This is a genomic window from Acinetobacter sp. 24-47-47, assembly GCF_057737035.1.
In genome coordinates this window covers 712,150-734,199 of sequence record NZ_CM173216.1, presented here as the reverse complement: position 1 = coordinate 734,199, position 22,050 = coordinate 712,150, and the positions used below count along the sequence as shown (strand labels likewise).

20 protein-coding genes are annotated in these 22,050 nt (G+C 36.8%); 10 read left to right on the top strand and 10 right to left on the bottom strand.

Features of this window, described 5'->3' with window-relative positions:
* Positions 1-39: 39 nt before the first annotated feature.
* Both AC1M9E_RS03425 and AC1M9E_RS03420 read left to right on the top strand, forming a co-directional pair.
* Positions 40-2,028 carry a hypothetical protein gene (locus tag AC1M9E_RS03425; protein WP_488225029.1) on the top strand — a complete coding sequence of 663 codons (1,989 nt, stop codon included), beginning with the start codon at positions 40-42 and terminating at the stop codon, positions 2,026-2,028.
* A 343-nt stretch (positions 2,029-2,371) separates the two neighbouring features.
* Positions 2,372-3,271, top strand: coding sequence for an NADP-dependent oxidoreductase (locus AC1M9E_RS03420; RefSeq protein ID WP_488225028.1), 900 nt, complete (start codon positions 2,372-2,374; stop codon positions 3,269-3,271).
* A gap of 137 nt (positions 3,272-3,408) precedes the next feature.
* Here AC1M9E_RS03420 and AC1M9E_RS03415 read toward each other — a convergent pair whose 3' ends face one another.
* A complete protein-coding gene (locus tag AC1M9E_RS03415) occupies positions 3,409-3,894 on the bottom strand; it encodes a hypothetical protein (protein WP_257227585.1) in 486 nt (161 codons plus the stop codon).
* A 307-nt stretch (positions 3,895-4,201) separates the two neighbouring features.
* Between AC1M9E_RS03415 and salA the strand changes: the two genes are divergently transcribed.
* From salA to AC1M9E_RS03400, 3 genes are all read left to right on the top strand, one after another.
* A complete protein-coding gene (gene salA, locus AC1M9E_RS03410; RefSeq protein ID WP_488225027.1) occupies positions 4,202-5,509 on the top strand; it encodes a salicylate 1-monooxygenase in 1,308 nt (435 codons plus the stop codon).
* A gap of 58 nt (positions 5,510-5,567) precedes the next feature.
* Positions 5,568-6,932: an aromatic acid/H+ symport family MFS transporter gene (locus AC1M9E_RS03405; RefSeq protein WP_488225026.1), complete on the top strand. Its 1,365-nt coding sequence runs from the start codon at positions 5,568-5,570 to the stop codon at positions 6,930-6,932.
* 124 nt (positions 6,933-7,056) lie between these two features.
* A complete protein-coding gene (locus AC1M9E_RS03400; protein WP_373687191.1) occupies positions 7,057-7,947 on the top strand; it encodes a LysR family transcriptional regulator in 891 nt (296 codons plus the stop codon).
* A gap of 70 nt (positions 7,948-8,017) precedes the next feature.
* On the opposite strand, the gene sbmA is transcribed toward AC1M9E_RS03400, so the two are convergent.
* From sbmA to AC1M9E_RS03380, 4 genes are all read right to left on the bottom strand, one after another.
* Positions 8,018-9,217 carry a peptide antibiotic transporter SbmA gene (gene sbmA / locus AC1M9E_RS03395; protein ID WP_481589098.1) on the bottom strand — a complete coding sequence of 400 codons (1,200 nt, stop codon included), beginning with the start codon at positions 9,215-9,217 and terminating at the stop codon, positions 8,018-8,020.
* 165 nt (positions 9,218-9,382) lie between these two features.
* Positions 9,383-9,721 carry an FKBP-type peptidyl-prolyl cis-trans isomerase gene (locus AC1M9E_RS03390; RefSeq protein ID WP_481607725.1) on the bottom strand — a complete coding sequence of 113 codons (339 nt, stop codon included), beginning with the start codon at positions 9,719-9,721 and terminating at the stop codon, positions 9,383-9,385.
* A 38-nt stretch (positions 9,722-9,759) separates the two neighbouring features.
* Positions 9,760-10,290: a YaeQ family protein gene (locus AC1M9E_RS03385; protein ID WP_481607726.1), complete on the bottom strand. Its 531-nt coding sequence runs from the start codon at positions 10,288-10,290 to the stop codon at positions 9,760-9,762.
* Between the two features lie 102 nt (positions 10,291-10,392).
* Positions 10,393-11,394 carry a CobW family GTP-binding protein gene (locus tag AC1M9E_RS03380; RefSeq protein ID WP_481607727.1) on the bottom strand — a complete coding sequence of 334 codons (1,002 nt, stop codon included), beginning with the start codon at positions 11,392-11,394 and terminating at the stop codon, positions 10,393-10,395.
* Positions 11,395-11,975: 581 nt separating this feature from the next.
* Between AC1M9E_RS03380 and AC1M9E_RS03375 the strand changes: the two genes are divergently transcribed.
* Together AC1M9E_RS03375 and AC1M9E_RS03370 are read left to right on the top strand one after the other, a co-directional pair.
* Entirely contained in the window at positions 11,976-12,206 is a 231-nt protein-coding gene (locus AC1M9E_RS03375) for a hypothetical protein (RefSeq protein WP_481607728.1), read from the top strand.
* 228 nt (positions 12,207-12,434) lie between these two features.
* Positions 12,435-12,785 (top strand): hypothetical protein, encoded by a 351-nt coding sequence (locus AC1M9E_RS03370; protein ID WP_228143104.1) that lies wholly within the window; start codon positions 12,435-12,437, stop codon positions 12,783-12,785.
* 31 nt (positions 12,786-12,816) lie between these two features.
* Here the strand turns inward: AC1M9E_RS03370 and AC1M9E_RS03365 are convergent, their stop codons facing one another.
* The 5 genes from AC1M9E_RS03365 to AC1M9E_RS03345 form a co-directional block, all read right to left on the bottom strand.
* Positions 12,817-13,332 (bottom strand): acyl-CoA thioesterase, encoded by a 516-nt coding sequence (locus tag AC1M9E_RS03365; protein ID WP_035268353.1) that lies wholly within the window; start codon positions 13,330-13,332, stop codon positions 12,817-12,819.
* Positions 13,333-13,502: 170 nt separating this feature from the next.
* Positions 13,503-13,682 (bottom strand): hypothetical protein, encoded by a 180-nt coding sequence (locus AC1M9E_RS03360; RefSeq protein WP_035268348.1) that lies wholly within the window; start codon positions 13,680-13,682, stop codon positions 13,503-13,505.
* A 153-nt stretch (positions 13,683-13,835) separates the two neighbouring features.
* Positions 13,836-14,831: a patatin-like phospholipase family protein gene (locus tag AC1M9E_RS03355; RefSeq protein WP_481596312.1), complete on the bottom strand. Its 996-nt coding sequence runs from the start codon at positions 14,829-14,831 to the stop codon at positions 13,836-13,838.
* Between the two features lie 131 nt (positions 14,832-14,962).
* A complete protein-coding gene (gene gltS, locus AC1M9E_RS03350) occupies positions 14,963-16,210 on the bottom strand; it encodes a sodium/glutamate symporter (RefSeq protein WP_481596313.1) in 1,248 nt (415 codons plus the stop codon).
* A 510-nt stretch (positions 16,211-16,720) separates the two neighbouring features.
* A complete protein-coding gene (locus AC1M9E_RS03345; RefSeq protein WP_488225025.1) occupies positions 16,721-17,974 on the bottom strand; it encodes a DcaP family trimeric outer membrane transporter in 1,254 nt (417 codons plus the stop codon).
* A 376-nt stretch (positions 17,975-18,350) separates the two neighbouring features.
* On the opposite strand from AC1M9E_RS03345, the gene AC1M9E_RS03340 reads away from it, so the two are divergent.
* The 3 genes from AC1M9E_RS03340 (at position 18,351) to AC1M9E_RS03330 (ending at position 22,041) form a co-directional block, all read left to right on the top strand.
* Positions 18,351-19,058, top strand: a complete 708-nt coding sequence (locus AC1M9E_RS03340) for a nitroreductase (RefSeq protein WP_488225024.1) — start codon at positions 18,351-18,353, stop codon at positions 19,056-19,058.
* A 146-nt stretch (positions 19,059-19,204) separates the two neighbouring features.
* Positions 19,205-21,379 (top strand): YccS family putative transporter, encoded by a 2,175-nt coding sequence (yccS, locus tag AC1M9E_RS03335; protein ID WP_488225023.1) that lies wholly within the window; start codon positions 19,205-19,207, stop codon positions 21,377-21,379.
* 101 nt (positions 21,380-21,480) lie between these two features.
* On the top strand, positions 21,481-22,041 hold the full coding sequence (locus tag AC1M9E_RS03330; RefSeq protein WP_035268336.1) for a YcxB family protein: 561 nt from the start codon (positions 21,481-21,483) through the stop codon (positions 22,039-22,041).
* The last annotated feature ends 9 nt before the right edge of the window (positions 22,042-22,050 follow it).

The following is a 22,050-nucleotide window of genomic DNA, read 5'->3' as shown; positions in this document are numbered from 1 at the left end:
CATGATATAAAAACCTCGCTTAATGCGGGGTTTTTTTATATGTCTAATAAACAACAAATCAAAATTGACAATTTCTTTAGGAAATTATTAAAAGAATTACAAATTACTGAAACTATTAATGATTTCGAATTATTAGCTTTTGAAACCCTTGTAAATAAAGAAAATCCAGATCAAATCATTAATTCTATTAAAAAGACTGGCTTTTTTAGACCATCAAAATATGATTTCAATGTCAAAACTATCTTGTTTTTACTAAATATTATGAAGAAAAATACTAAATTTAATAGTTTTAATTGTTATTTCCTTCAAATCGATTGCTTGTTAACTTTGGCAAAAGAAATGCAAAGAAGTTTAAAAAAAATTAGAGAAATTCTATTATCTAATAACAACTTAGTGAAATTTTTATTCGCAAAAGCAGATGATGTTTTTTATGAAAATGCTGGTAAATCTAATCCAGAAATAATTTTAGAGTGCATTTCTTTCCTAATACTTGAATGTAGAAAAAATCAATATTCTCATGGTATAAATTTAACATTTATAAGTACACTTAACGAAGCAGACTTCAATAAACTTATTAAATTGTCAAAAGAAATTTTAATTTTCAAAAAAATGGAAATTAAATTAGACTTTTTTGGTTATGAAATTAAACAGAAAAACAAGCATACATACCTTTTATCCAATCCAAGCTTCGAAAAAAACTTATCATTCTCTTATTTAAATTATGATCTACAAAGATATGTTATACAAAAGAAAACATTAGATGATACTGATAATGAAAAAACATTCTCCGAAATAATTAATAAATTTGTAAAAAAATTAAATACGCAATCAATTGCAGATATTAGAAAAGAACCTTTTACACGAATATGTGTAAAGTTTATTTTACACCCATCTATAATTGAATTATTTACAACTAACTATATATATTTAGATGAAAGATACGCACTTAATTCTTTCTTCCAAGATAACTTCTTAGATGCAACCGATATTAATTTAAGGATTTACAAAGACTTTACTCTATTAGACATAATTAAAGTGCAACGCTTTTATAAATATCTAAGTATAGTATATAGACAAGTGATAGTTAACAAATTTAATAACAAAAAAAATAAAAAAATAGTCTTGCTCTCATCAATCATCCCTATTACAACTAAGTCAGAATTGAATAAAACCTTAAATAAAATATATGGAACCACGAATAAAAATTTTTATGAAATAATATATGATTTAATGTCTATTGATTTTTATAAATTAGACGATTTTCTTGATATTCAATATAATCCAGCTATTGCTTTTGGTAATGAATTACTAGTTTCCCCGTCAATTTTAAGTGAATCAAATCTCATTAGAAGTTGTTTACTAAAATTAAATATAAATCTATCTATAAAAGAAAAAAATGATCAAATGATATCCTTAATTAAAGAAAAACTAGTAAAATCAGGTTTCTCTGTTGGTATTGAAGTTAAAATAGGAGAATTTGAAATTGATATTATTGCAAAAAAAGGTACAGAAGTTTTCATTTTCGAATGTAAGAATTGCTATCACCCCGTTAATGAGTTTGAATTAAGGAATGTTTATTCACACATTGTAAAAGCATCAAATCAACTAGAAAATCTCAAAATAAAAATTTCAGACACTCCTACAAGAAGAAATTTATCACGAAATATCGGTTTCTCTTTGTATAAATGTAATTTTCACTATGCAATTATTAATTCAAATAGAATATTCAATGGTTATTTACAAAACAATTATCGTTGTATCAATTCCAATATTTTAATGAACCTACTCGATGAAGGCACTATTCGTATCAATAATAATAAGTATAGTCTTTGGCAGAACTCAAATTTTAATGAATATGATCTAGTTTCAATAATAAATGGAAAATTTATTAGTGATTATGAAAAATTAGCACATGAGGATGTACTGACATACAAGCTACAAAATTGCACACTAAATTTACAACGCTTTGGATATAACTTAGAAGAATTAGTCGAAAACATTAAATGTAAATACAAGAGAATTAATTAAAAAATATCATATTATATCAATTATTTAAAATCAAAATAGAAACTCTGTTATGCTTTTTAGCTTAAAGCATTTTCAATGGCTTTGACAAGTAATATAAGAAGCTTTTCATTCCTAATCCCTCATAAATCCCCCTTTGTAACGGGTATAACTTCGCAACTCAATCTATTTGAGAGGCAATGCTCCCTCTCCTTTTAGGAGGTGAGAAGCACTGCTTCACAAAGGAGAGTATCTAATAAAAACAAGAAAACACTGTCCTATTTTTAGCTCTTCAATCTCCTCACTTTTGCTCTCTATAATCAATCCATACATTGCAAACCACGCAAAGCAAACTAGGCAAATAAAAATGAACAGTACAATTCTTCTTGCACAAAGCTACGGACAACCCGAAGTCCTTGAATTTACAGACTACACACTCCCACCATTAAACCCTGACATGGCACGCATCCAAGTCAAAGCCGCAGGGATTAACCCCATTGATGCACGTCGCATGACAGGCGAATTCAAACACGCACAACTCCCACAAACCTTTGGAACTGAATTTGCTGGAGTAATCGTAGAAGTACCTGAAAACAGTGTATGGAAAGTCGGTGACGAAGTGTTGGGTTCAGGTGGTGCATTTACCCATGCCACAGTGATAGACGTTCCTCTCGCCAATTTAGTCGCAAAACCTAAAAATCTAGAATGGTCAATTGCAGGCTCGATTGCAGGAGCAGCTCAAACTGCCATGACTATTTTAGATGAAATTGGTCCAATGCAAAGCTTATTGGTACATGGTGGGTCAGGCGGTGTGGGTTCGATCACCATTCAATTGGCAGTGAGTCGTGGCATTACCGTCGTAGCAACGGCATCAGCAAAAAACCAAGACTATATCCGCAGTTTAGGGGCGATTCCTGTCGTGTACGGCAAAGGATTGATTGAGCGTCTGAAACAAGTCCATCCAGATCAATTTGATGCTTCAATTGATATGGCAGGCAACGAAGATGCCACTCAAGCCTCATTGGCAACAGTGAAAAATGGCGGATTTATGGGCACGATTGCAGGACGCAAACTGTCATCCGCTAAAATTCAAGCGGTCTGGGTTAAACGTAATGTTTCCAATTTAAAACACGTGGTTGAAGGCGTTGCAAATAACACCTTCAATTGGACAGTCAGTCGTGAATATCCTTTTACAGAAGCACAGCAAGCCTATCGAGACATTTTAGAGGGTCATACGCAAGGTAAAAGTGTGCTGCTATTCAAATAATTTCTATGCGTACAATGTCAAAAGGCAGGATATCATCCTGCCTTTTCTTTAGTTTGAATTTTGATATTGAGTAACTCTACCCTACATTCATCAATCGCAAAATTATGTATATTCTTACGATTGATTGAAATCAGAGATTAGCGAGTGATCCCAAGCTTGTTCCAAATATCTGGGGTAAGGAATGTTGTCACCAATTTATTTAAATCAATATAACGCACCACCCCTTTTAGCTGATTATTCACTTCAGGATTTTTAATGATTTCTTCGCCTGCACTCCGACCCAATGCTTGGAAACTTTCACCAACAGCTTGAATACCCTCAGCTTGAATCACCGCTTTGGTCTGTGTTGAACATTGTTCTACGATCACACGTTGCAAGACTTGCGCTAACTTTTGATCCAATGCCGTACGTTGTTCAGCACTGACATTACTAAAGCCTTTTAAATCAGGATGAGTAGACAATGCTGAATATGTCCACTGTAGTACTGTTGTTTTATCAGCAGCGGTCGTCGACTTGACCAAACAATCACTCAATTGATCTACAGCGGGTCCCGCATTCGAAAATGTCGATACGCCCATGATCAAAGCCGATGCACACAGTGTACGTAAAGCAGTTTTATTCATTTTTAATGTCATCACTTAAACTCAATTTTCATCGTTGTCATTATTTTTTTGTTGTATCACATCCTGAACGCATTTCCCTACAGATACACTGTAAAACAAGTAAGCACATGAAAATTTAGGTAGTAAATTTGCTAAATCATGCACATGAATGATCATATATTGACAATAAAGCTTCTAAACCAGTGGGAATAAACGTCAAATTCAAACTATCAATTTTTTAAATAGTTTCCACCAAAATATATAAATTGGATAAGTAGTTAAAAATCAGTAATGATCTTATTCAGGGCAAAAAACTCGGAATTGAATCATGGAAAGAAGAATTAAGATTGCGCTCATTGGTGGTGGTATTGCTGGATTAGCTTTAATGACCAACCTAGTAAAAAATAAAAAATTTGATGTGCATTTATATGAGTCAGCAGCACAGTTTTCAGAAATTGGCGCAGGCATTTCATTTGGTGCCAATGCTGTTAAAGCAATTGAGCTTCTAGGCTTGGGTGAAGAATATCACGCCATTGCGGATACAGTTGCTGCGCCTTATCAAGATATCTGGTTCCAATGGCGTAATGGCTATACCGATGAATACCTATCGGCTTCAATCGCACCTCAAGTCGGTCAATCTTCAGTGCATCGTGCTGATTTTTTAGATGCACTTATTCCATTTGTTCCTTCACAAAATGCACATTTCAATAAACGTGTGCAATCTGTTGAAGCTTCGAGCTCTGGTGTTCGTTTAACTTTCCAAGATGGTGAAGTGGTTGAAGCAGATTACGTGATTGGTTGTGATGGTATCCATTCTGTTGTGCGTGATCATGTATTGGCATCGCATCAACTTCCAAAAGTCGATCCTCAGTTTTCAGGAACATGGGCTTATCGCGGCATTATCAAATATTTAGATTTTAAACAGGTCATTGCAGAACTTGGACACGATCCTGAACTTGCAGATGTCCCACAAATGTTATTGGGTAAAGACAAACACATCTTAACTTTCCCTATTCGTAAAGGTGAAGAAATCAATATTGTTGCCTTTAAGTCAGATCGCAAGAATACAACTCTGCCAGAAGGGACTCCTTGGACACGATCAACAACCAAAACTGAAATGCTGGCTGATTTTGCGGATTGGAGTGAGAGCTGTCGCGCATTACTGAACTTAATTGAAAAACCTACCATCTGGGCCCTTCATGAGATTGAGCCACTTAAGACCTATCAGAACAGTGAACACAATGTCATTCTGATTGGTGATGCTGCACATGCCATGTTGCCACACCAAGGAGCTGGTGCTGGTCAAGGTCTTGAAGATGCTTTAATTCTTTCTGCATTATTCAAACATCTGGAACAACACCCTGCGCAAATTTGCACTGAAGATCTTGCACAACTCTCTCATGTCTATGAGCAACTGCGTAAAGAGCGTGCCATCCGTGTACAAAATACGTCGCGCGAATCTGGTGAGATTTACGAATTATATTCGCCGCTATATCCAGATTTTGACAGTGTAGGTCAACATTTGGCACACCGTTTTGATTGGTTATGGCAACACGATTTAGAGAAAGACGTTGAACTTGCACAACAACGCTTAGGCCAAGCAATAGAGAAACATCTCGTGGCTGAAGCCATATAAATAAGCAAAAACATTAACAGGACTGTTATCAACCGATTCATTGACCAGGGAGGTCTCCATGAATACGTTAAATGCAAATGAAATTATTGATCATGCCAAACTCAAAGCCATTCACTGGCGAGTCATCTTACTCAGTGCATTGATTATTATTTTTGATGGCTATGACTTAGTCATCTACGGTGTGGCATTGCCTAAACTCATGCAAGAATGGGCAATCGATCCAATGACGGCGGGCTTCTTAGGAAGTCTTGCCCTCTTTGGCATGATGTTTGGAGCCATCATTTTTGGCAGTATGAGTGACAAACTTGAAAAATATGGCTTTAGCCGTAAGAAACTGATTGCAGTTTGTATTGTCATTTTTAGTGGTTTTACCGTGATGTGTGGCCTAGCGAGCAATCCTCAAGAGTTCGGGATCTATCGCTTTATTGCTGGCTTAGGTCTTGGTGGCGTGATGCCGAACGTTATTACACTAATGACGGAGTATGCGCCTAAACGTTTACGCTCCACCTTAGTGTCATTGATGTTTAGTGGTTACGCTGTAGGCGGAATGTGCTCTGCCATTTTAGGCATGTGGCTAGTACCGCAGTTTGGTTGGAAAATCATGTTTATGATTGCAGGTATTCCACTCATTCTATTGCCAATCATTTGGAAGTTATTGCCTGAATCCATCGATTACTTGGTTCGTCAAAATAAGCATAAAGAAGCTGCTCACATCTTAGAACAAATTGACACAAATCTAAGAATTCCTGCTGATATGCGCATTAGTCTGCATCAAGAAAACCAAGAGTCGTCTAAATCACCAGTGAAAGACTTATTTACTGAAAGTCGTGGTGTAACTACTGTTCTATTCTGGGCAAGTGTCTTTATGGCATTGGTATTGGTATATGCACTTGGTAACTGGTTACCTAAACTGATGATGGAAGCTGGCTACAACCTCTCAACCAGTTTAGTGTTCCTATTTGCGCTCAATATTGGTGGGATGCTGGGTGCAATTTTTGGTGGTTTTTTTGCTGATAAATTCAGTTTACCTAAAGTTCTTTGTACCTTGTTTGTGAGCGGCGCAATTTCCCTATTCTTGTTAAGCTATAACTTGCCAACCATGGTGCTTTACTTCTGTGTAGCAGTCGCAGGTGCAGCATCGATTGGCGGACAAATTTTATTGTTGGCTTATATGTCACAGTATTATTCATCTAACATACGTGCGACAGGTCTAGGTATGGCACTTGGCGTAGGTCGTTTAGGCGCAATTTTGGGTCCAATCTTATGTGGATGGTTACTTAGCCTTAATTTGCCAGTGCAATATAATTTCATTGCCTTATCTATCCCTTGTATGATTGCAGTGATCAGTGTGACTGCGATCCATCTCCGCAATAAAAAAATTGCAGGTGCAGCAAACAGCGTTAAAAACGTGGCTTATGAGTAGATGATTCATCAATAACATGTAAGTCATTAAAAAATAAAAGAGAGAGTTAACTCTCTCTTTTTTTGTTACATTGGTTATTCGATATAGCAACTGTCTCTAAATATTTACAAGGAATGTAAAGTTGATCGATTTAAGTCTGATTAAAGTTTTTATTATTATTTATCAAACTCAAAATATCAGTCACGCCGCAGAGCGCTTGAATCTCAGCCAACCTTCTGTCACCTATAATTTAAATCGACTGCGGAAAATGCTGAATGATCAGCTTTTTGTACGTGACAAGTTTGGTGTTAAACCCACAAAACTCGCACAAAGTCTTTATCCAAGTTTCTACGAAGCGATTGTAAAAATTGATATGGCGATTGATTCTGCCAAGCATTTTGACCCGCTAACCTCTTCAAAAGTATTTCGTTTAGGCATTTCTGATTTAGGAGAAATTTGTTTACTTCCCTCTCTGATTGAATATTTAGAACAACATGCTCCCCATATCAAACTTGAAATTGAGGAAATTCACTCAGAAAAAGTAGAGGAATGGCTGGTTGAAGGCTTTTTGGATGTGGCCGTTTTTAATAGCAGTCACACCATTATGCCCAATATTGAATCTCGAAATTTGTTTGAGGAACGTTATGTCTGTATCGCTAAAAAAGAGCACCCTCGCATACAGCACAAACTCAGCATGGAAGACTATTTATCGGAAAAACATGTTGCGATCAAATCGAGTACTGGTCATATTGAAATTGATCAGCGTTTAAAAGAGCTTGGTCATTCTCGTCAGATCATGCTTGAAGTCCCCCATTTCAGTGTTTTGCAGAACGTGGTGAAACACTCAGAACTTCTGGTTACTTTGCCTTCGAGAGCCGCGAAGGTTTATCAACAGCATACGGATATCCAAATTTTTGAACTCCCGTTTGAAGTTCGCCCATTCAATGTCAGTGTTAACTGGTATAACCATAAGGATGACTTAGACGCACGTAAGTGGTTTTGTAAGATTCTAAAAAATATTTTCAGCACGCTCTAAATCCACACTCAGATATAAAAAGGCTCGTCTATACGAGCCTTTTTTTAATAATTTAAATCCATGATGGACACTACTTATCCAAAATAGATTCAAATGCTTTTAGACGTTTACGGATAGAAAGTAGCTCAATAATCGTTTTCCACGAACTCACCAAATATTGGAATGACTCACGAACACGATTGAATACACCCATAATTTGTTGGATCAATCCCAGTGTCAACAGGCCTGCTGCAATCGCGGGGAACAACACAAATAACATATAGAGATTGTCCAGTTGTCCATACCAACGTGCAAACAAGTTGAAATAGGCATAATGGAAATACAATTTAAAATAGTTAGCACGAATATTCTTAAAAAGTTGTTTTAAGGTTGCAGGTTGCGCACGATTTTCATGGTCTTCGCCGTACACCAACTCTTTACGATATGCCGCTTCCACTTTTTGATTATTAAATTCTAATCCTGGCAGTTTCATACCCACCACCATCAATAAGACAGTACCAAATACCGCCCATCCAATCGCAGCCCATACTAAAGAATATTGCAACTCACCAATAAACGGTAAAACAGGCACTTTCGCAGACAATGCAAATAATAAAGGAAGAAAGGCAATTAACATCAGTACTGCACGGACTAACTCAACCCCTAAATCCTCAACGATCGTTGCAAAACGCATGGTGTCTTCCTGTACACGTTGCGAAGCACCTTCGATATGACGCAATTTCTCCCAATGCTGAACATAGTATTCGTTCATTGCTGTACGCCATCTAAAAATATAGTGACTGGTAAAGAAAGCGCTGATGACGCCTGATGTCACTGAAATACTGGCCAAGCTGATAAAGGTCCATGATTCCGCATAGAGTTTATCCACCTCACCACCACCAGAATTTAAAATCTGTTGAATAGAATCCCAAAATGGTACATACCATGCATTCACTGCAACGCTGACTTGTACCGTTAACCAAATATTAAATAGGATAAATGCAGATCCCCATACTGACCAACGCTGCCACGGATTGTCTGATTTTATTTTCCAAAACAGTGCAAATAAGGCGGTCGCCACCAAGAACCATAAATAGAACCACAAAAATTGCGGTGACCAAAAACGACTGATATTAATCGCAAGTTCAGCTTCTGCATAACCTTGAGGAAAACCTAAATATTCGCCCCATTGTTTTCCATCCGCAAAAAACCATAAAGCGAGATTAATAAAAAACCATAAGACGACAGAGAGAAAAAACCACTTTGGGTTCGGAAAAAATGACTTAAACATTCAGCGCTTATATCCCTAATTTTGTTTGAATGAATTTTCTGAATAGTAATCCTAATTCTGCTGAGTCGGTGCGTTTTTTAGAAATTTTTTGTTATATCTATTGCACGCTCAGCATTGTTGTAACATAAAAAAGCCCCGCAATGCAGGGCTTTTCATCGACTTTAATTAATCACGAGTTTTTACATCGTACAATTCAATTTCAAAGATTAGATTAGAATTGGCTGGGATAATATTCCCCATTTTACGATCACCATAAGCCAAATGTGCAGGCACAATCAGTTTACGCTTACCCCCAACTTTCATTCCAATAATACCTTGATCCCAACCTTTAATGACACGACCTGTACCAATCACAGTCTCAAAGTAATTACCACGGTCTAATGATGAATCAAACTTCGTACCATCTTCCAACCAACCAGTATAATGAGTGGTAATTAAAGCACCTTTTACAGCCTCTTTACCTTCACCTACCATCAAGTCAATAATTTCTAATTCAGCCGTCATGTGCTTACTCCAAATTTAATCTTTAAAATCTTAGTGGCTTACTGTAATTTAGTCCACTCAATCTCAGCTTGACCTTGATCTGAAATCAATGTCCACTCGCCATCCATCACATTTAATTGCAGTTGCATTGTACGTTCGCACAATGCTTGGATTTGTGCCGTTGTTTTTTCACTGAGTTGCCAGATTTTCACATTTTTCAATGTTTTCAATTTACTGTTGCGCTTATACCATTCATCCACTGATGATCCATAAGTGACCACCGCAACTTCCTTACAACGCGCACTCGCTTTTTTTACTTTATCTTCGTCTGGACTACCCACTTCAATCCATTTTTCTAACTGACCTGTTAAATCTTTCTGCCAAAGTGCCGGCTCATCAGTTTCAAATAAATCTTTAGTAAATTCTAAATGCTCATCTGCAAAACGAGCATATGCCAATACTCGAACCATCAAACGCTCAATCGTTTCCGACGGATGTAGAGCCATCGTTAACTGATAGTCGCCATATTGATGAACATCCATATTGGCTATGTTTAAATCTGCTTTATAAATCGTCGCTTTTAACGCCATAAGGGGTATCCTCAAATTTGGTGCTAAGCATACCCGATTCAGCGCACATTGAGAAAATGCATTTCAATCCGTCTGTATTCTGAGTTGAATGATCTAACGTATTTATTGATCATCGATTCGTGCCTTAAGAATTGATTGCTCTAAATGCTCCCAATCTTGATTCTGCTGGGTTATCACTTCAATCCGATTATCAATATTCTCTTCACCTGATTTGTAATTGAATTGATCAGGATTAAAATTGAATGTCATCCAACCTTTGTTGGTATTGAAGATGCCTTTAATACGTACCCAGTGTTTTAGCTCACAAAGGATGTCTAATAATTCATAAAAATCAAACTGCCAACGTTTTGGAAGCTTCCATCCTGCCACAATATACCCTTGAGCCTGTTCGACGTAATGATATGGAAGTTGCTTTACAGCTGGCATTTCCTCATCAGCTTTGAACTGTCGCTGAACCTTGAATAAGGGTTGCATTGAACGCTGAATTCCCACATAAGGATAATCAATTTGTTCTAAGCGAATATTGCCTTGATCAGCTTCAAGCCAATGTGGAATATAAGCTAAATATTGTTGTTTTAAATCAGCCAATTCTTTTCGATCCATGTCATTCATGTCCGAAGCATGAGACACAACCACAACTTGAGCCGCTTTTAACTGATCTTGATATAAACTCTGCCTCATCCAATCAGAGTCATGTAAACGAGATCCATCAATCACGGTCACTACAGAACGCATGGCAACTAGATGTTGCCAATGTGGTTCAGTCAGTTGTTCAACCAACTGTGCAGGATGACCCAACCCTGTCGGCTCTATAAATAGCCGATCTGGGTGAGATTCTTGTAATAACCGAGACAATGCAATTTGCATTGGCAATTGACTTGTACAACACAGACATCCACCCAATAGCTCTTTGATTTCATAGCCATCATTATTTGGCAATAACTGTTGATCAACGCCAATTTGACCAAACTCATTCATCAATACAGCCCATCGCTCATTTTTAGGTTTAAATTTGAGAAGTTGTTGTAAAAGCGTGGTTTTCCCTGCACCTAAAAAACCTGTAATGATATGTGTAGGCACTGACTGAGTTGCAAGTACTTTCAAAATGGATCTCTGAATTTGAAGAGGTGTACGGATTCTTGTCGGAATTTATCTAAAAAACAAGTCTAGGATAATTTTCCTCATAATTTATATGAATGCATGAATTCAAAAGACTAAATGATTGGAATTAAATAGGATAAGTGAACTGTTGAATCAAAATTGAAAATATGTAAATCTATTTCACAGATCATTACTCTGAATTTAATTCAAAACTTCAATTTTGATTTTCTAATTTAACCTTTTCAAATGTAAAACTAAGTAAAAAAATTGCTGTTTTTTTCTTCACCATGACATATTTTTTGACAACTTTATGAGGCATATTGACTCTCATTGAGACAAAAAAACTACATTACACCTTGGTTTGTTAGTCGTGCGTTAACTATCGTGTTTCACTTTGTTGCATTGATTGCCCAATTGAGCTTCTGGACTTAGGATGAATTTCGTTGACTCGCTAACCGTATTAGATGCGATTCAGCTTTTAACATTTTACGCGATGATCTAGATTTAATTTCATATTCGCTTCTCTCCTCGGAAAGCTTATGAGATTAAATTCTAATTTATTTTATTGAATAAGGATGCCACTCATGAATTTAGTTAAAACTTTATTAGCAACTACACTTGCCTTCACAGCTTTCTCAACATTTGCTGCAACAGAAGCAAAAGATGAAAAAAAACAGGAAGTGTTGATTTCTTCTCAAGAACAACCAGTGAATGCTGAAACTACTGCTGCTGGTCAACCAACAGCTGCTCAACCGGGTACAGAGGTTGCAGCTGAAGAAGGTACTGAAGCTCCTATAGCTCAACCTGCTCAGTAATTAATCAAAAATAAATTGACTGAATTTTAGACCAAGTCTTCCCCCGATGGCTTGATCTGATTAAAAGTAGAGCTTTGCTACAGCTCTACTTTTTTATGCCTGTTTTTTTTTTGAATAATTCTCTATAAATTACGATAAACACATATACATAATTATTATCAAACGATATAAATGAAAAATAAATCACATATTTTAACCAAAAAGCCAATTTAATTCTAAGCACGTGACATGAAAATGAAGAAATTTCTTGGGATAGCTATACTCAGCCTATGGCTGGTTGCATGTTCCAAACCTTTACCAGAGGATAAACTGGATTATGTAGGACATTGGATTAGCGCGGACAGTCGTGTTCAATTGAATATTACTGCTAATGGTCGTATAGAATATAGTAACAATCAGCTCAGTAAAAAAACCGCCGTTTCAGCTCCAATTAAACAGTTTTCAGATACTGGATTTGAAACAGGTTTAGGTCCTATCAACACGAAATTTATTGTCACTCGTCACCCCTACAAGGATGCACAAGGGAATTGGTACATGATTGTCGATGGACATACCCTCGCCAAGCTACAAAATCCATAAAAAAAGACTTCACCATGTGAAGTCTTTTTTCTTAAACCGATTTCTTATATATGCTGCAAGAAGGATGATGATTTTCATTCAAACGAGCAATTTTACGATGCTCAGCAGCTTCAAAACGACAGCGTTTCCAGTCATTATCTAGGTTTAGCGGTGGAATTTGTTTTGGTTTCCCATGTTCATCCACAGCGACCATTGTGAAATAACAACTATTGGTATGTCGTACCGTACGTTTTTGAATATTTTGTGCTTCAACGCGGATCCCAATTTCCATTGAGGTACGCCCCACATGATTCACACTGGCTAAAAAAGTCACCAACTCACCCACGTGGATTGGTTCTTTAAAGTTCACTTTATCAACAGATAAAGTTACCACATAAGAACCTGAATATCGACTTGCACACGCATAAGCAACTTGGTCAAGCAGCTTTAAAATTGTTCCACCATGTACATTACCTGAGAAATTCGCCATATCCGGCGTCATTAATACAGACATCGTTAATTCAGACTGATCATCTGCAAGCGGTAACGCTTGGTTAAATTCGGACATAAATATTAGAACTCAATCATGACAGGAGATTTAATACACTATTATAACTTTTTTCTTGATTATAAAATGTTTAAATCAGAAACAAACTCCAATAATTTCAAGACTTGATAGCTTAAAAGTATCAGAGGAAATCATTCACTCTCAGAAACTATGATAAATTTGCTTAAAATTTATTCATCTTTGACTAAACGAAGCATCTCAGCAGAAATATTATCGTATTTTAACTTTAACGATGCTTGATTCTTGACTTGGATTTCATAGGTTTCATCATAGTTAATTCGTATTATTTCGAATGTAATATCTGAATTTGACGCTAAATAAACAATTTGACCAACTTGAAAAACTGACACACTACACCTTAATTTATATTTCATCTTTTTAAGGGTTAGATAAAGTACTAACCCTCATTTTTATGACCCCAATATAACAATCATTCAATTTATAACAATGATTTTACTTATTTTTTATATATATTTTATGAGACAATTAAGATCTGATTCAATTTAGCAATTTAAACAAACAGCTCTTTTACTATCATCATGGGCAGGATACTGATGAGCATCATATTGTCCTATCGTCCGATGACGTATCTGATCTAATAAACTAACTTTGTTCAATGCTGCAGTCATACCTGCTTGAATCGTATTTTCACGACCCTTAACATCAAAGATATGTGCTTTTTCTCTTAGATCTGGCTGTATCACAATATCTGCATTTTTTAGCTCGTTATACGCGATCTTATTTTGCATAATATTTATATTTTGATTAAACATCCCCCACACATTCGAGGTTTCCGTGTGCTCTGGCTGGGCCAAAATATCAACAGCAATGACAATATCTGCCCCTAATTCTCTCGCCACATTGACTGGTACAGGACTCACTAAACCGCCATCAACATAATCCTTATCAGCAATTTTTACGGGAATAAACATACTTGGAATAGAGATAGAAGCTCTCACTGCTTGCCCAGTATTACCATAGTTAAATACTGTTAAATTTCCATTTTTTAACTCTGTTGCCACCACATACATTGGAATAGGAAGCTGTTCTAAGGGCATAAAGTCCACTTGTTTATTGACATAGTTCTCAACCTTAGCGCCATCAAAAAATCCTTGAATACCAATGTTAAAATCACGTACATCATTGACTTGCATATTTAATGCAACTTCACGTAACGATTTTGCTGATTTTCCACTGGCATATATTGACCCGACTATACTCCCTGCGCTGGTACCAACAATAAAATCAGGCTTGATTCCACGTTGCTCTAAAACTTCAATGACACCAATATGCGCATAGCCTCGCGCTCCCCCACTCCCAAGCACCAATGCAATACTTGGAGCATCAGTTTTCTTATGCTTATTTTTAATGATATGAGATGAAGCATCCACCAAAGGTGTAGACACAGATTTTGAAAGCTGAGCTTTGGCTACAACCTGTTGACAGGCTTGTAAGCCAATCAAAGGTAAGAGGGAAATCAGGAGTACAAACTTCTTCATTGCATCAGAAATTAAAAATCAAAACTGAATGAAAGCATATCATTGACAAGTCGTCTGTATGAATTTTTTATGACAAAAAGCCCCAGATGCGGGGCTTTTTGTACATGACATTTTATTAAGAAGATTTTATGTTAAGCAAAGAATTTTAAAATCATCTGAATTACAGTTGCATTAATTAAGTCAACAAAAAATGCGCCACATAAAGGTACAATGAGGAATGCTTTATGTGAAGGACCATACATATTTGTAATCGCCTGCATGTTTGCAACAGCTGTTGGTGTTGCTCCCATACCGAAACCACAGTGACCTGCTGCAAGAACTGCTGCATCGTAGTTTTTACCCATCACACGGAAAGTGATAAATGCTGCGTACAAAGCCATAGTTAAGGTTTGAGCTGTTAAGATTACAACCAATGGGCCTGCAAGATCAGCCAATTGCCACAACTTAAGTGAAAGAAGTGCCATTGCTAGGTATAACGATAAAGAGGCATTACCAAATACATCAATTGCACGATCGAAGATTTCCACTTTCATGAGACCTTCGAGGATGTTACGCAGGATAACACCACCACCTAATGCCCAAACGAAAGTTGGAAGCTCAAACCAAGTGCCTTTACTATAACCTGTCATAAATTCAGCAAATGCCAAACACGCAGCAAATAACCCTAATGTGGTAATCGCATTGTCCGCAGTGATTAAACGAACTTGATTACGGTTTTCAAAAGGCACAAACTCGCCTTGATCATTCGGATTTGCAATTGCATTCGCATCACGTGTGTCTTTTTCAACCGAATTCGTCACTGGTGATGAAAGCTGGTGCTTATTAATCAATAATTTCGCTAATGGACCACCAATCAAACCACCAATAATCAAACCAAATGTCGCACTTGCCATACCCAGTGCTAAAGCACCTTGAATACCATGCTCGACTTCTAAAATCTCACCCCATGCACCAGCAGTACCATGACCACCCGTTAAGGTAATAGAACCTGCAATTAAACCTATAAGTGGATCAATACCAAGTAACGTTGCAAGGCTCATACCGACAAAGTTTTGTACGATAATAAATGATGCGACACAGATCAGGAAGATCACCAGTCCCATACCACCTTCTTTGAGTTTGGCGAAGTTTGCACTCAAACCAATCGAGGCAAAAAACACCAACATGAAACTGGTTTGCAATTCACTACTCGTGGTAATGCTGTAACCCCACAAATTGTGAACAATTAACGAAACTATGGCAGCAACCAAACCACCAGCTACAGGCTCTGGGATATTGTATTTTTTTAAGAAGTCGATTTTGTTGACAAGAAAACGGCCAAGCAATAAAACTATTACTGCAGCAATTAACGTGTAAAAAGCGTTAAAAGTAAATTCCATCATTAATTCTCAGCAAATACAGATGACTGTTAATTCATATTATGCTTGTTTTTTAATCAATAAGATTTATTTCGAATCTCACATCCAAAAATAAACATATCCTTATTCAATATTGATTATCTAAAAGAATAGATAAAATTTTTAATTGAGTAACAATATATTAATTCCTCGATTTCATTGGATTCAATCTTGTTAATAAAAAACATACACTTTTCAAAATAAATCAGTTGCTCAAAACGCACTCTATTCTTAGACATACGTTTGGCTAGATACAATTGATTTATGGCTCAAACAAACACTTAAATATGTTTTAGTGAACTTAAAATGATTAAGAAATTCCTGATGATCAGGACTGCTCACTGTTTAAGCCGAACATTATGCACTTTTTTTTATAATTCGCATTACTTTTGTTTATTCAATCAGCAAAATTCAGACATTCTTTAGTCTGAACTGATGAATGACAAGTGAATAAAAAAACCGAGACTATGCTCGGTTTTTTATAACTCATGCTTAGAAGCTGTATTTCGCCATTAAGCCTACACGGTCATCATTATAGCTTTGACCTGCGAAAGTTTCACGCTTACCATTGATATATTCAACACCTAAATCAACAGGTTTCACAGGTGTATAGATAAAGTTAATCCATGCTTGTTGAACAGTTTCATTTGCACTTGTGTTCGCTTTAGCATATCCCGTGCTGTCATCAGCATAGTGTGCGCCATAAGCCAGTGTTGAGCGTAACTGAGGTGAGAACTTATATGTAGCACCAAGTTGGGTTGCAATAAACTCATTTTGTTCAATATTGTTATTTGCATCGACAACATAAGCACTATTTGAGCCATATAAATAGTTGCTGTTTCCTTTTACATAAGACACGTCAGCAGATACTTTGAGTGGTTCGCTAATTTGGTAATTTGTACCGATCGCTACACCAAAACCAGTCTTATCATCACCAGCGGTATCAGATTTATAATTTTCGATTAAGGCACGAGCTGAAGCATTACCTTTACCCTCTGCATAAGCTTGCGTGACTTTTGCAGTTAAAGTTGGAAGACGGTATTTAATACCATCTCCAGTAGAATTACCCTCTTCAGCTGAAATAAATAATTGAGTTGTTGGCGCTAATTTGTGAGACCAACGCACTTGCGGTAAACGGTTTGTTCCGCCACCAATGTTGGTACCAAAATCGATCATTTCTGGAGCATGATTTGACAAGAAGTTTGAAGTAGTTTGACCGAATAACCAATTATTTAGTGTTAAATACGCATGACGAATACGTAATGCTTCATTTGAGCCTGCAAAGTCCACTTCTACTTTACCACCAACGTCTGCCCCTTCTACTTTAGATTTGAAATCTAAACCAAGACGTGTTGTTTTTGCAGTTGCACGTAATTTATCTTCAACTAACGGATTATTACTCGTTCCAACGCTGTTTACAGCATTAAAGTCATTGTCAGCACCTTCAATGATATAGTTCGCATCCCCACGTACAAAACCATATAGATTCACTTCAGCACCTGCTTTAGTTTTCAAGTTTGTAGGCGCTGCTGCTACTGGTTGAGCTTTAACTTCAGCCAATTGTACTTGCTGCTGTTGTTGTACTTGATGTTGCTGTTGAATTAAAGCTTTTAACGCTTCAACTTCTTGGCGTAATTTTTGAATTTCATCTTTTTCAGTCGCTGCTTGTGCAGTAGAAACTGCACAAGCAGCGACTGCGATTGCTAAACTTTTCTTTAAAAATGTTTGATGTTTTGATTGACTCATTAAAAATCTCCAATTTTTTCATCTTGCATCCGTGCATATATGCTTGGTCAACCTGCTGAATCCCAATCACAACGTTTGATTAATTTAAAATAATCAACGATGCACTAAACTGCTTTTTTTTAAATTTGATGAATTGATTAAAATAAATACGTAACATAATGTGTATTCGTTGTAACTTAATCTAGCAACTTATGTTTCATAATTAAATGTTTTTTATTGTCAAAACCAATTTTCTCAATCACAATTTCTGATGATGAATTGAAAAAAGTTTATATCTGTATAATTTATAAAATCTTTATTTAAAAGCATATTCAAAATTATACCTTAGTCGTAGAGACATCATGGATCATCCAAAATTATTCAAATAGGAGTTGCAATGTCCACAGAACATACTCAAGCCGTTGATGAAGTGATCACTGGCCGCCAATCTATACGTGCCTTTTTAGATCACCCCGTAGACACAAAACTTATCCAAGAAATCTTAGAAGTCGCATCAAGAGCACCTTCTGGCACAAATACTCAACCCTGGAAAGTCTATGTGGTGACAGGCGCACGTCGTCAACGTTTAATTGATCAAGTTTGTCATGCACAAATGCAACTTTATCAAAACCCTGAACTTGCTCAACAATACAACGAGACTTTTGCTTATTATCCAGAAACATGGATTTCCCCGTATATCGATCGTCGTCGTGAAAATGGTTGGGGACTTTATGGGTTGCTGGGCATTCAAAAAGGTGAAAAGGATAAGATGGCTGCACAACATCTTAGAAACTATCAATTATTTGATGCACCTGTTGGCATTTTCTTTACCGTGGATAAAGCCATGGGCATTGGCTCTAAAATGGATATTTCCATGATGATTCAAAATGTTATGCTAGCAGCAAAAGCACGTGGTTTAGATACATGCCCTCAAGCGGCATGGAATCATTTTCATCAAATCGTCACTGATGTTCTGGATGCTCCTGCCAACGAAGAACTCGTTTGTGGGATGGCTTTAGGCTATGCCGACCCTGATGCGCTTGTGAATACTTTCAGAACACCTCGAGTTCCAGTTGAAGCGTTTGCTGTTTTCTTGGAAGACTGATTTTTTAAGGATCAAAACGCTCATTCAGTTAGGGTGGTTTAATACAGACAAACAGTTAATTTCAAGCATATAATCCCTATTTAAATTAGATGAATATTCAACTTATATTCATCTCCCCCTATCCTCTATTCATAAAGGATTCTGGTTTGAACAAATGGCTGATTCAGCTTAAAAAAGCGACCTATAATACTTCATTTATGTATAACCTGCGGATGATCGTCGCTTTCGCAGGTACCGCGTTTATTCCCTATCTGTTAGATCAGCAATTGATGACGATCCCATTAACATTAGGGGTTGTTGCTGCTGGGCTGAGCGACATCGATGATCGCTTCTCAGTACGTATCATGAATCTGATTTATACCTATATTGGTTTCTTTATTGCGGCAGCTTCTGTTCAACTGTTATTCCCGTATCCTGTGCTTTTTGCTTCAGGCCTGATCATCTCTTGTATTGGTCTCATTTTACTAGGCTCATTAGGCAGACGTTATGCCACCATCTCATATGGTTGCTTAGTAATTTCTGTCTATGCCATGCTAGGTGTTGATATTTTTGACGAATGGTACATACAACCTAGTCTTTTGGTGATTGGTGCCATTTGGTATGGGATTTTGTCTACGCTTAGTTTCTTAATTTTTCCAGCTCGACAAGTTCAAGATCAGCTCTCGAAAAGCTATTCTTCACTCGGTGATTTCCTTTTTGCTAAATCCAATCTCTTTGATGTGGATATGACAGCGAATAGCTACCAAAAAAGTATGATCAGCTTGTCGCTGGAAAATGGGAAATTAGTAGGTATCTTTAATGATATGAAAACCACACTCCTTACCCGATTAAAAGGAGATCGTGGTCAAAGTGATACCCGTCGCAGCTTACAATATTATTTTATTGCACAGGACATTCACGAGCGAGCTGACTCTGCACATATTGATTATCCACAATTAACCAAAGCCTTTGAACATAGTGATATTTTATTTCGCTTCCAACGTATTCTTACACTGCAAGCAAAAGCATGTAAAGATTTAAGTGAAAGCATCTTAAATCGCACAACTTACCAGCATAATCCACGTTTTGAACATGCATTTAGTAATCTCAGAAAGTCATTAGAAAAAATCCGTGATGAACAAAAACATGATCTTATCTGGGTTAATGCTCTTTTTGCCTTACTCCAGAACTTAAAAGCCATCGATGCTCAATTACGAAATCTTGAAACTGAACGGCATATTAAATTTGACCGCACTAAACATTTAGAAAACCAACTTAAAGATGACGATCTGAAAGGTTGGGAAGATATCGTTTCTCGTATCAAACAAAATTTAACCCCTGAATCCGTACTCTTTCGACATGCAATTCGTGTTTCCATCGTACTTTTCATCGGATATGTTTTTGTTCAAGTCACCAATATCGAATACGGTTATTGGGTACTGTTAACAGCCCTATTTGTTAGTCAACCAAACTTCAACGCCACAAAACGTCGACTCAGACTCAGGATCATGGGAACACTCGGTGGCATTATTCTTGGTTTTGCAATTCTGTATTTCGTTCCTTCTGTCGAAGGTCAACTCTTATTATTAATTGTGAGTGGCGTCCTATTTTTTGAATTACGCAGTAAGCAATATGCGCAAGCCACTGCCTTTATTACGATCTTAGCCTTAATTAATTTCAATTTGGACGGTTTAGGTTTCCAAGCGGCATTTCCTCGAATGTTAGATACTTTAATTGGCTGTGCATTGGCATGGTTTGGGGTGAGCTTTATTTTTCCAGATTGGAAATTCAGACGACTCCCCCATTCAATCAGACGTTCACTTGAAGCTCAATGCCAGTATCTTACTGAAGTCGTCCAACAGTACCATCATGGACGTAATAACAGTTTGAACTACCGCGTAGTCCGCCGCACTGCACATAATCGTGATGCTGATGTTGCATCACTCATATCGACATTAGCAACAGAACCTGATTTTGATCCAACACAAAAAGCTTTAGCATTTGAGTTCCTCTGTCTCAATCATACATTTATCAGCTATATTGCTGCGCTAGGTGCACACCGTGAAAAAATTCAAGATCAGTCAACATTAGAGCTACTTCAGCAAGCGTTAAATGATATCCAAGGTGCTTTTTTGCGAGATGAATTCCCTGAGCTAAATCTGACAAATTTGGAGTCCGCGATTCGTGAACGTTTGAATAAAGATGATCAGGATTCACATAAATCATTGATTGTTTTACAGCAACTTTCTTTAATGCTTGGTGTATTAAGACGATTGAGTACCTTAAAACAAAGTTTAAGTCATGAACATGATACTCAATCCAGCGCATTGGCATCACTGTAAATGTTGAATTTTCAAGGCAGTAAATTAGTACAATATACTCCCTGATTGTATTAATTTAATGCTAAACTCTGCTCAGATATACACATTTTGTTAACGAAACTATGACTGCAAAAAACTTATACGCCTACACTTTACAACCCGTTCCTTACGAGGTTACTGAAGCTGAACAACGCCATGCGCAACTCGCAATCTGGCGCAGCACAAATAAAATTGGAACTAAAGCTTGGGCTATTATGGGTGCAATTACTGCGCTTGCAATTTTGGGTCTAATTTTTATTAAAAATTACTCTACTGTATTTTGCTGGGTGGCTTTAGTCTGTGTGCTGACATACTTTTTAGTGCGAAAGTTTGGACTAGAATGGTACGCTAAACGTAAAATGAATGAGTTTCCAGTACAAGAAATTACTGGAATTAAATTAGGTGTTCAGCCTCATGGTATCGTGATGCGTCAAAAAATGGGACTACAAGAAGGTGTAGGTTCAATTGGTTGGAAAGATATCTATGAGTGGTATAACACGCCAGATTTCATTTTGGTGAACTTTAAAGTTAAAGGTCAGCAAGGCGCTTATATCTTGCCAAAACGAATGAACAGCAAAAATTTCTCTTTCGAGACCATCCGTAAACATCTCAAAGAAAGCGTTGGTGAGCCAAAATCACTGTAAATACGGCTT

What these genes read in the sequence shown, in the direction of transcription:
- AC1M9E_RS03355 (WP_481596312.1), bottom strand. Translation starts at nt 14,831, where the DNA reads ATGAAGAAGTTTGTACTCCTGATTTCCCTCTTACCTTTGATTGGCTTA.
- sbmA (WP_481589098.1), bottom strand. Translation starts at nt 9,217, where the DNA reads ATGTTTAAGTCATTTTTTCCGAACCCAAAGTGGTTTTTTCTCTCTGTC.
- AC1M9E_RS03390 (WP_481607725.1), bottom strand. Translation starts at nt 9,721, where the DNA reads ATGACGGCTGAATTAGAAATTATTGACTTGATGGTAGGTGAAGGTAAA.
- AC1M9E_RS03420 (WP_488225028.1), top strand. Translation starts at nt 2,372, where the DNA reads ATGAACAGTACAATTCTTCTTGCACAAAGCTACGGACAACCCGAAGTC.
- AC1M9E_RS03370 (WP_228143104.1), top strand. Translation starts at nt 12,435, where the DNA reads ATGAAAATGAAGAAATTTCTTGGGATAGCTATACTCAGCCTATGGCTG.
- AC1M9E_RS03405 (WP_488225026.1), top strand. Translation starts at nt 5,568, where the DNA reads ATGAATACGTTAAATGCAAATGAAATTATTGATCATGCCAAACTCAAA.
- AC1M9E_RS03345 (WP_488225025.1), bottom strand. Translation starts at nt 17,974, where the DNA reads ATGAGTCAATCAAAACATCAAACATTTTTAAAGAAAAGTTTAGCAATC.
- AC1M9E_RS03425 (WP_488225029.1), top strand. Translation starts at nt 40, where the DNA reads ATGTCTAATAAACAACAAATCAAAATTGACAATTTCTTTAGGAAATTA.
- AC1M9E_RS03365 (WP_035268353.1), bottom strand. Translation starts at nt 13,332, where the DNA reads ATGTCCGAATTTAACCAAGCGTTACCGCTTGCAGATGATCAGTCTGAA.
- AC1M9E_RS03330 (WP_035268336.1), top strand. Translation starts at nt 21,481, where the DNA reads ATGACTGCAAAAAACTTATACGCCTACACTTTACAACCCGTTCCTTAC.
- AC1M9E_RS03340 (WP_488225024.1), top strand. Translation starts at nt 18,351, where the DNA reads ATGTCCACAGAACATACTCAAGCCGTTGATGAAGTGATCACTGGCCGC.
- gltS (WP_481596313.1), bottom strand. Translation starts at nt 16,210, where the DNA reads ATGGAATTTACTTTTAACGCTTTTTACACGTTAATTGCTGCAGTAATA.
- AC1M9E_RS03385 (WP_481607726.1), bottom strand. Translation starts at nt 10,290, where the DNA reads ATGGCGTTAAAAGCGACGATTTATAAAGCAGATTTAAACATAGCCAAT.
- AC1M9E_RS03415 (WP_257227585.1), bottom strand. Translation starts at nt 3,894, where the DNA reads ATGAATAAAACTGCTTTACGTACACTGTGTGCATCGGCTTTGATCATG.
- AC1M9E_RS03375 (WP_481607728.1), top strand. Translation starts at nt 11,976, where the DNA reads ATGAATTTAGTTAAAACTTTATTAGCAACTACACTTGCCTTCACAGCT.
- salA (WP_488225027.1), top strand. Translation starts at nt 4,202, where the DNA reads ATGGAAAGAAGAATTAAGATTGCGCTCATTGGTGGTGGTATTGCTGGA.